This window comes from Trichocoleus sp. FACHB-591 (assembly GCF_014695845.1).
GTDB lineage: Bacteria > Cyanobacteriota > Cyanobacteriia > FACHB-46 > FACHB-46 > Trichocoleus.
On the sequence record NZ_JACJPA010000117.1, the window covers coordinates 1 to 10,036 of the forward strand.

General features: G+C 49.2%; 6 protein-coding genes. 5 read left to right on the forward strand and 1 reads right to left on the reverse strand.

Annotated features, from left to right (window positions below; all coding sequences use genetic code 11):
• Window positions 1-500 precede the first annotated feature (500 nt).
• From H6F90_RS26380 to H6F90_RS26390, 3 genes are all read left to right on the forward strand, one after another.
• Window positions 501-1,169 (forward strand): PAP/fibrillin family protein, encoded by a 669-nt coding sequence (locus H6F90_RS26380; RefSeq protein ID WP_190555008.1) that lies wholly within the window; start codon window positions 501-503, stop codon window positions 1,167-1,169.
• Between the two features lie 48 nt (window positions 1,170-1,217).
• The gene (locus tag H6F90_RS26385; RefSeq protein ID WP_190555009.1) at window positions 1,218-2,249 is read left to right on the forward strand and encodes an NADP-dependent oxidoreductase; all 1,032 of its coding nucleotides are present in this window, start codon (window positions 1,218-1,220) and stop codon (window positions 2,247-2,249) included.
• A gap of 174 nt (window positions 2,250-2,423) precedes the next feature.
• The gene (locus tag H6F90_RS26390; protein ID WP_199296195.1) at window positions 2,424-3,161 is read left to right on the forward strand and encodes a hypothetical protein; all 738 of its coding nucleotides are present in this window, start codon (window positions 2,424-2,426) and stop codon (window positions 3,159-3,161) included.
• Window positions 3,162-3,348: 187 nt separating this feature from the next.
• Here H6F90_RS26390 and H6F90_RS26395 read toward each other — a convergent pair whose 3' ends face one another.
• Window positions 3,349-7,194 carry an AAA-like domain-containing protein gene (locus H6F90_RS26395; protein WP_190555010.1) on the reverse strand — a complete coding sequence of 1,282 codons (3,846 nt, stop codon included), beginning with the start codon at window positions 7,192-7,194 and terminating at the stop codon, window positions 3,349-3,351.
• Window positions 7,195-7,526: 332 nt separating this feature from the next.
• Here H6F90_RS26395 and H6F90_RS26400 point away from each other — a divergent pair, with 332 nt between their 5' ends.
• On the forward strand, window positions 7,527-9,305 hold the full coding sequence (locus H6F90_RS26400; RefSeq protein ID WP_190555011.1) for an AAA-like domain-containing protein: 1,779 nt from the start codon (window positions 7,527-7,529) through the stop codon (window positions 9,303-9,305).
• Window positions 9,306-9,632: 327 nt separating this feature from the next.
• Window positions 9,633-9,914 (forward strand): hypothetical protein, encoded by a 282-nt coding sequence (locus H6F90_RS26405; RefSeq protein WP_190555012.1) that lies wholly within the window; start codon window positions 9,633-9,635, stop codon window positions 9,912-9,914.
• Window positions 9,915-10,036: the final 122 nt, after the last annotated feature.

The window sequence follows — 10,036 nt, forward strand, 5'->3', positions numbered from 1 at the left end:
CTCTCTAACAAAGCCTCAAACTCTTTGGGGGTGAGCCCGGTTAAACTACACAAGGTCTGCGGTTTGGTTCGTAGTTCCGCATATGTCATTTTCATCTACCGACCTCATTCCAGGTGCACGGTATAATTCTAAGTCCTAATTTCCGATAAGGTTTATTGAGCAGAGAGGCTCATAAAACATGATGGGAGTCGATTGGGGAAGGTGCAAACTGACTCCTGCTCCAGAGCTGCTGAGTATCAGCAGAGGCGATCGCCGAGTGAGAACTAGCAGACTCACGAGTAGATAATGGCGAGTGCTCAGGCACGGTTGGAGGTGAGCTTGGTAGAACGGAAGTAGTAGTTGGGGGGGTAGGCTTGTGGTCAAGTAGCAAGCCTATCTTTTTTTATACTTAGCGGCTCTATTCCTTGCTACACAGCTGCTTCCAGCTTCCTATTACCTCCTGAGGTGAGGGATGCTAAATTATCAGAGTGTTCTAGCGATATAGTAGAAACTCATTCTTGATGAATTTGAATATTGAAATACGAGAGAATCTAAAACAAGATTTACTGAATCGGACAACCACTTTAGGACAACAGGCACTGCTGCCGACGGAAAAAAGTGAACTGGATGGGATCGTGCAGCAGCTAGAAGCTTTGAATCCCACACCGTTACCCCTTACACCTGAAAATCGATCGCTACTTCTGGGTGATTGGAAACTGCTCTATGCCTCAAATGGCACGGTTATCACTCGCAGGCTACCGGGTGGCATCATCATTCATGCGATTTGGCAGACGTTGAGTGCAGCAGGTGAAGCAGCGTTGAGTGCTACGGGCAACTCCGAAGGAATCGTTGCGAGCAATGGTGCAGAATTGGAATTGCCGCTATTGGGTAGAGTGCAACTGCAAGCACAGGGACACTGGCAATGGCAGGGGAAAACTCAGACCGCTACTGTTGCCTTCGATGCGTTTTCGCTACAAGCAACTGGGTTATTTCAGCAGGCCCACTGGGAACTTCCGGCTTTGCACATTCCGGTGCTAGAAGGGCTGAGACGAGAAGCAGCATGGCAAACGTCCTATCTTGACTTGGATTTGCGGATCGGGCGTGGGGCGACGGGCAATCTATTCGTATTTGCGCGATCGCCGTTGCCATCTATCAGCAGCCAATGTCATCCTGGCAACACGGTTATTTAAGGATAATTACTACATCGGATCAAAGGTCATTACATCAAGAATAAACCAATGAGAACAGGAATCAATCGCCAGTTTCGTTTAGCAGTTCGTCCCATTGGTGATATCAAAGAAAGCGATTTTGAGTATCGAGAAGAGCCTATTCCTAGCCCTGCTGAGGGTGAAGTGCTGGTACGCACGATACATCTTTCGCTCGATCCAACGAATCGTATTTGGATGAGTGACATGCCCCAGTATATGCCTCCAGTGGAGATTGGGCAGGTTATGCGGGGTGTTGTGACTGGTGTGGTAGATGAATCTAAAAACCCCAACTTTCAACCCGGAGATTTGGTTTCTGGTCTGCTTGGTTGGCAAGATTACACGATTGTTGCAGAAAACAACATCCTTGCGCTCACGCCACTCCCGAACCCTTTGCCCTATCCACTCACCACATTTGTTGGACTACTCGGAGCTACAGGTTGGACCGCTTATTTCGGACTTTTAGATATCGGACAGCCCAAAGCAGGAGAAACTGTCGTGGTTTCCGCAGCAGCAGGAGCAGTCGGTTCCATCGTTGGACAAATTGCCAAGATTAAAGGTTGTCGCGTCGTTGGGATCACGGGTAGTGATGAAAAATGCCAGTGGCTGACACAAGAACTTGGCTTTGATGCCGCGATTAACTATAAAACGGCTGATCTGGAAAGGGCGATCGCTCAAGCATGTCCTAATGGAGTTGATGTGTATTTTGATAATGTGGGCGGTTCTATTCTTGATGCCATGTTAACGCAGATTAATCTACATGCACGCATTCCTCTATGCGGTTTGATCTCAACTTATAATGCAACCGAGCCTGTTCCTGGTCCCTATCATTACAACCAGATTTTGATGAAGCGTGCTCGCATCCAAGGGTTTATTATTTTTGATTATCTTCCTCGATTGTCTGAAGCCATCAGAGATCTTGGACAATGGATCGACCAAGGTAAGATTAAACATGCTGTTGAGATCGTTGAGGGCTTAGAAAATGCCCCATCAGCTATCCTAAAACTGTTTAATGGCGACAAGAAAGGAAAACTGATCATTAAAGTTTCAGAAGAACCTATTTAAAACCGTTTGATACTCCCTAACCCTTCTACCCTGCAGGACTGGAACTCGTTGGGGAATTGCACTGAAAGCGAACCACAGATTGATTGGTTTCTGTAGAACCAAGATCAGGAATCACAAGCATCAAATTGGTATTTACAGAAGAGTTATACCGATCATTCAAGGAATGCTGTATTGATGAACCAATATTTGAATTGGGCGGGAGCCACTGTCTTACTGAGTGCTAGCGTTGTCGCCTGGTCTCATCCTGCGATCGCTTCAACCTATCGCAGTAGCACTGATAGCACGGTTGTCGTCTTGCAAGAAACCAGTCCTCTGTCTGAAAAGCCTTGGGGCTACTATTTCACCAAGAGCGCGGGTCGTTCTTGGAAGGGCGATATTGCGATCTCAAGCAAGGCTGCAGGGGCTGGACAGACGTTGTATACGGGAACATTTCAGGATCAAGTGATGGGTCCTGGAACAGCAATGACTTGTACTGGCAAGATTCGCATCGCACGGCAAAATCCGGGAGTAAGCAATCAGATTGGAGCCAAGGTGACCTGGCAAATCACGGGGGGCAGTGGGTGTCCTCAAGTCGGGCAGAGCGTCACACTTGATCTGGTGGAGTCCTTGCCACGCCCGGATCGCAACGGTGACTTTACCCCAACCAACGCCAACACGTGGATGAGTGAAACGAATGGGAACGTCACCTGGTTAGCTTGGCGGGTCGTCTCAAGCGATGGCAAACTCAACTGCCGCACCAGTCCGAATGGCAGTCTCAAACGGGTGTATACCACCCGTGATCGGATTGAAGCAGAGACGCGTGGTGCCACTGCGTTTACGTTTTCTAATGGTGCCCCTTGGATGAACACTCGTCAGGGTTGCTATGTGCGGGCGAACGCCCAGTATTTGCAACCGATTTCAATTCCTTTCTAAGCGATGCTCCCACTGCTGGGTGAATTGCTTTCACCACTGCTGAGCACTGATGGGATGAGAAGGCTGTTCGCCTAATATGTTCTTAAAGAGAGAGACCGCTGGGGCGATCGCTAAACTATACACTGCCTAAACATTTTGAGAATTTTCCTGTTTGTAAAGTAAAAATTCTGGAAGACAATGCATAGGCTCAGGTGGAACATCTGAGTTTGGTGCGCAGGTCTGGGTGGTGATTGAAATAGTTGTCTAACCAATTGCAGCCACGCTCTAAGAGATTTGGCAAACTGGCAACCTGCCAATGGCGAACTGTAGTGCTAGTCCCAATGGTGAAAATTGTTTTGCCATCGTCGCTGAAGCTGATGTTGTGAATGCCTTCGGGGACAGTGATGTTGCTCAGCAAGTTTCCTTCTAAGGTCCACAGTTTCAGCGTGCTATTAGCAACGGTGGCAAGGCTGCGGCTATCGGGACTAAATTCCATTCGGAAGGTCGTGTCTGTATTCCCTGTAAAATCGGTGATTAGCTGCCCTTGGCGATTCCACAGTTTAATGCTGCCGTTCGCTCCAGAGGTTGCAAAGTAGTTGCCATCTGGGCTGAATTTAATCAGATAAATATCCGGATGGAACTGAGACAATGTTTTGATCAGCTTTCCTTGAGGTGTCCAAATTTTCACTGTTCCCTCCAGACCTGTAGTGATCAGGTGCTGATCATCGGGGCTAAACTGCATTGCGATAATACCCTGTTCATGAGCTTTGAGAGTTGCCAAAACTTCTCCTTTGGCTGACCACAGCGTCATATGCCCATCCATTTGACCCACCGTAAGATAGTTTCCCCTTGGACTGAGGCTCAGAGCATTGATGGAAGCCTGAGACGACGTGCGCGTTTGCAGCAGCAATTCTCCCTCACGAGTCCAGAGGTTAATCTGGTTATTGACCGTAGCAGCGGCAATGTGGCTACCATTGTGGCTAAGGGCAAGAGAGGCAGGGGAGGGAAGGCTGCCCGTCAGTTCTTGGATCAGTTGACCTTGCGGATTCCACAGGCGAATTAAGCCTTCTCTGCTCGCGATCGCCATCACCTGACCATCCTGGCTGAACTGGGTATGGGGAGAAGACTGACCCGATACATTCAGCGTTGCCTGTTGCCGTCCTGCCAGATCCCACATAAGGACCCTGCCCTCATTATTATTGATATTATTGACACCAAGGATGCGCTGCGATTTTCCATTCAGGTCTGAAAAGAGGGTTGTGCCGGGTGCAATCCCTGCTAATTGGTGTTGATTCTGCGTTTGCAGGTTCCAGTCCTGAACGGTGCCTGTGGTGGAAAAAGTGAGAAGGCGATTGCCTTCTGGGCTAAACCAGGCATTCAAAATTCTGCCCTGCCCCTTCAGCGTTGAGGCAATCGGTTGCATGGACTCGATCTGTTTCAACAAGTAGATGGTGCCGGCGAAATTACTAAAAATCAAGCGATCGCCCTGAGGAGACAGTTGCAAATTTGACTCCACCGGAACAATTGTCAAAGGCTGGAGAGGAACTCTAGGAATCCTGGGTGGGAGTTGCTTCCCTTGGGGCGTCCAGTAGCTCAATTCTCCATTGACGGTGACAACAACGATTTCATTGTTAGGTGTAAATTGAGCATCCGCAATTGACTTGTATAAGCCATTGCCGCTAGCCGGAAACTTGATCTCGCTGACGCGATTGCCCTTCGCTGTCCAAACTTCAGTGTTCCCTTCCCGACCAACTGTTAATAAATACTGACTATTGGGACTCCACTGCATGTTTAGGGGAACGGATGCCTTGAAACTAGCTAGGGCTTGCCCATTGAGTGAGCCAATTTTCACATTGCCCTGTTCATCAATTGCTGCTAGATGTTGCCCATCCGGGCCAAATTGAACGGTATGGATGTTACCCTCAAAGCCCTCTAATTTGGACTTATAACTTCCCTGAGACGACCAAACATCAACGGTTTGAGAACTCCCTGCGGCAAGGAATTCACTATTAGGGCTAAACGCCAGAGCAAACACCTCACGGTTTCTGGGCTGTTGCACCTCCCGAAGGCGATCGCCCCCTCGATTCCAGAGCCGAATTTTGCCATCAAAACCAGATGTAGCGAGCAGTTTACCATCGGCACTAAACCCCATTGCTAACTTTGTTCCCCCATGATCTCCCAGGTTGGCGATCAAGGTTCCTTGCGTCGTCCACAATTGAGCCGTTGATTGCACATCTATGGAGGAAGATGCAGAAGCCGTCACGACCAACTCTCCATCGGGGCTAAATTCAGCTGCACCTAGATTGACCGGAAAGCCCGGAAACCGATTTTGTTCACGAATTTGACTCAAGACATCTTGTAGCGCCAGAATTGGACTGGTGGCTGGATACTCGGACCAAGGGCGATCGCCTTTCAGCAGTTGGTTTAGCTCCTGCCCAGCCTCCATGGCTGAGACTAAAGCATCCAGTTCCGAGGTTGCAAACTGACGCAAAACGTTTATCCCTTGTCGCTCTAGGCGAGTTCCTGCCAGGGCAGTCTGCTGTTTTTGCAGGGCAATATTGGCGAAGGTGCCCGCAATTGCTGCTCCCACCACAGAAACAGCCAGAATTAGGGAACCAATTTGGATTCGACGTTTGGCTTGATGGTTAGCGACTGTCAAAATTTGATTCGCTTTGGCAATCGTCTCCTTTTCACGCTTTTCAATATCCCAACCGATCTGAACCTCTAGCTTCTCCAATTGAATGGTGCGATTTTCAGCCTCCTGACTCGCTGCTAGAAATTGGTAATCTTCATCACTCAAACTTTTTCCTACTGACCAATCCAGCGCTTCTCGCAAGGTCTGTCCCCGCAATAATCGAGAGCCATCCTCCCGTTCGGAAGCTATCCAAGCAGAGATCGCGTCATTATAAATCCGCAAATTGCCCAACTGCTCACTCACCCAGGCGACATCAAACACCGTTTCATAAATCCGGTTAGTAACCCACAATTTGCCCTGGCGCTGCACCACCAAACCAGAAAGCTTCAGCGCCATCTGCTCAGCCGAATCATCTGCTGGAATTGACTGGTCTGGAGCCAGTAATATCTGTTGATAAAGCCCCAATAATCGACCGGCTCGTTGTTCATTCCGCAGCAGGCGATCGCGAATTGTTTTGAGATGCTCAGGGTAATCCTGTGCTTCCCAATTATTGATCATGTGGGTTTGAAGGAGGCGCTCGATCGAGTCACGGAGTGATGGGGTCGTGGAGTGGTCTGTTTCTTCACGCCTCCACTCCTGCACCACTAGTTGACATACCTTTTGCGTCAGAAACGGTTGTCCACCCGTCCAGCGCAAAATTTCATGCAATGCTGTTTGAGGCGAGTCAACGATTTCTGTCAATCCCTCTGATAAAACTTGCGCTTCGTGCTCAGCAAATCCCTGTAAGTCAATGGCTCGACCAATGTTGAAGGGGGTGCGCTTGGTGTCACTGATCAGGTCGCTAGGAGTGGCAACGCCCAACAATGCGAACGTTAAACGCTGATAAACTGGATGCTGCGCCCGTTTGTTGTAGCAGGCACGAATCAGCACAAAGAAATCATCTAGAGAGTCACGAAAGCTCAGAACGCTGTCAATTTCATCAATGAAAACTACAATAGGCTGAGACTGCTTCCGCAGAACCTCTTCAATCAACTGACTCAATCGTTGCACCGGTGAAAGCGAAGCGCGATCGCTCCACCAGTCCATGAATTCTTTAGAGGTGAATACATTCAGACTGCTCGCTAGCTTATAGGCAACGCCGCCATACCACTGCTCTAGCGACACCTGATTGCCAATATCTGAAATATCGATTGTGACACAGGCAGTTCCTTCCGCCTGCAAGCGATTCATCACCTGCACCTGAAGACTCGATTTGCCCATCTGGCGAGAATTCAGAACATAGCAAAATTCTCCCGCTTTCAACCCCTGATACAAATCAAGGTCAGCCTGCCGCTTAACATAAGTTGCGGCATGTTTAGGCAAGGTGCCGCCTGCCTGGTAGTAGGTAGCGATCGTAGCGTGATCTTTTTGTGCAGTCATAGCGATTTAGACGAGAAATGAGGGGAATAGATTCGGAAGGAATCTGTTGTCATTTCCTATGAAACCCAATCAATTAATGAGTTCAGGAGGGAGAACTTCGAGTTGTGATTGAGTTGCCATCGACTTTATGAAAATGTCAGTAATAGCACATCCAGCTTGAATTGTGATTTTTGGAGGTGGGCAGAAAACTAATACGAGCTGTGTGTGAGTGAGCGATCGCCCCTTTCAAATTGCAATACAAGCTAGAATTTCATCAAAACGCTGTCCGAGCCTGAACTCTGCATTAATGCGCTAATGAGACACACCGACTAGGCCTACTGTGATTTCTGACCATGCCGCGATCGCTCAAACTTCGCCAATCCTGCATCTCTCGCGTCAAACTGTCCCTGTTGCGAAATGGCTTTCCCAGTCAGCGGATTCTGGCCGAACACCTAGAGATGGCCCAATCGACAGTTAGTCACTTTCTTAATGGTAAGTCCGTAGACTTCGGGAATTTTGTAGAACTTTCTCAAGCTCTAGGGCAGGACTGGCGCGATCTGGTGGATTTAGATGCTGAGTCACTAGTGGAGCAGGTAGAGGAACCGGAAGCCCAGGGATATGCTGCAACGATTTTGATCAGTGGGGATGTAGGTTGTGTCGAGTTATCAACTCAGCTCCAGCAGTATTTTGCTCAGACTCCCTATCAGGTGGCGATTGCCCCAACGCCCATCCTTCGAGCAGAAACCTTGCAATCCTCTGACTATTGGCTACTGTTGTTAACCGAGCAATCTGGTATTAGTGAAGCAACCCTGGCCAATGCTCAGCTAGCCAGAGAGTTATGGGATAAGACACAGCAGCCCACTATCTTACCCATCGCAGTTAATCTGCCCTGGATACAGCGATTGCCGTTTGATCTGCTGAATTATTTGCAGGAAAGCCAGCCGTGGCAATGGCAGCTCTCTGAGTTGCCCACGCGTTTTGCGTCAGCACTGTTGGAAGTATTCAATCAGCAGCGGATGGCGCTACCGGCTAATCATGAGCTAGCCATTCCTTGGACACAGCTGACGGCTCCGGCGACTCGCGCCCCTACTCCGCCCCTGCCGACCGCTTCTCCTGAAATTCCAGGGGGGCAGATGGATCTTGAGTCGAGATTTTACATTCAGCGCTCCCCCATTGAGACGCTGTGTTATGAGGCGATCGCCCAACCTGGTGCACTGATTCGGATTAAAGCGCCTCGGCAGATGGGAAAAACTTCATTAATGGCGCGGATATTACATCAAGCAGAACAGCAAGGATCTCGGATTGTGCCACTGAGCTTCCAGCTTGCTAATCAGCGCATCTTCAACAATTCAGATACATTTCTCCAGTGGTTTTGTGCCAGTATCAGCTTGGAATTGGGTCTTCTTGATCCAGAGCAATTAGCAAAGCATTGGCAGCTTGCGAACTTGATTGGCAGTAACCAATGCTGTAAAGCCTATTTTGAACAGTACTTACTGCCGCAGTTTGCTACTCCCTTGACATTGGGATTAGATGAAGTCGATCGCGTCTTTGCCAGTCTTGAAATTGCTGATGATTTCTTTGGATTGCTGCGTGCTTTGCATGAAGAAGCAAAACGGCGAGAGATCTGGAAAAACATTCGCCTGATTGTGGTCCATTCTACCGAGGTTTACATCCCACTAGATATAAACAAGTCTCCATTTAATGTAGGGCTACCCATTGAGCTACCAGAACTTACGACCAGTCAGGTTGGGGAACTGGTGCAGCGATACGGTCTGCCCCAGCGGCCCCAAATGATTCAAGCGTTGATGGGGTTAGTCGGAGGACATCCCTTCTTAATTCGACTGGCACTCTATGCGATCGCCCATCTAAATTTGAGCTTAGAGCAACTCTTGCAGACTGCGCCAACCGAAGGCGGTATTTACGCCGATCATCTCCGTCGTCATCTTAGCAATCTCGAACGCAATCCACCCTTAATCCAGGCATTTCGAGAGGTCGTGTTCTGCAACGCCCCAGTGCGGTTGCCCTCCGAGCAAGCCTTCAAACTCAGCAGTATGGGGCTTGTAAAACTTGTTGGTAATGATGGCGTACCCAGATGTCAGCTCTATCGCCAATACTTCTGCCATTGTCTATAGAAGAGACTTGTACATCAAGACATCAGCCAACTCTGTTCTAAGAAGCTCCGCAGGCCCTTGCCTAAGCTGTCGTCAAGTTGAACGGCTATTGATCAGCATTAGCCTACTGTACAGCTCTGCTCGTCAGCTAGTTCAATTCATTCAATCCTCATCGAAAATCTAGAAAGGTTGGTAGTGCTAAACAAGCGGGTCCGCTCAGATGAATGATCTCTTCCTGCTGAATCCCCCAACACTTCCTCTCCCCCTTCCGCTCAGGCTGAACGCCATCGTGCCCCCCAAACTCCCTCCTTTGCTGCCGACCTCAACACCTGGGTCGCTCCCTTCGTCATGGGGCCTGTCAATACCCGCATCGTTCGGCGCAGCGCGGCTCTCTACGAGGAATGGCAAGCCCCTTACGGACCTGACTTCACCTATCAGGAGTATCTCAAGTTCGATGAACCGTTGTCCTGGCTGAAAGCAACGAGTGTTACCGCTGGTCTGGCCGTGTTTACAGGCGGTGTGCAACAACCCCAAGCGCGATCGCTCTTACAACCAATACTGCCACAACCGGGAGATGGACCGTCTGAGCAAACGATGAATGAGGGGTGGTTCTCCTGTGAACGGACGTGACTCTATAATAAACCTTATCGGAAATAGAAAGGGATGTTGATTAAGTCACTCCTTGCCCTCTGGATCTGCAACTAAACCGCTTGGAGCTTCTGCTTCGCTTTTTGAGAGCGGTAGGTGAGTCG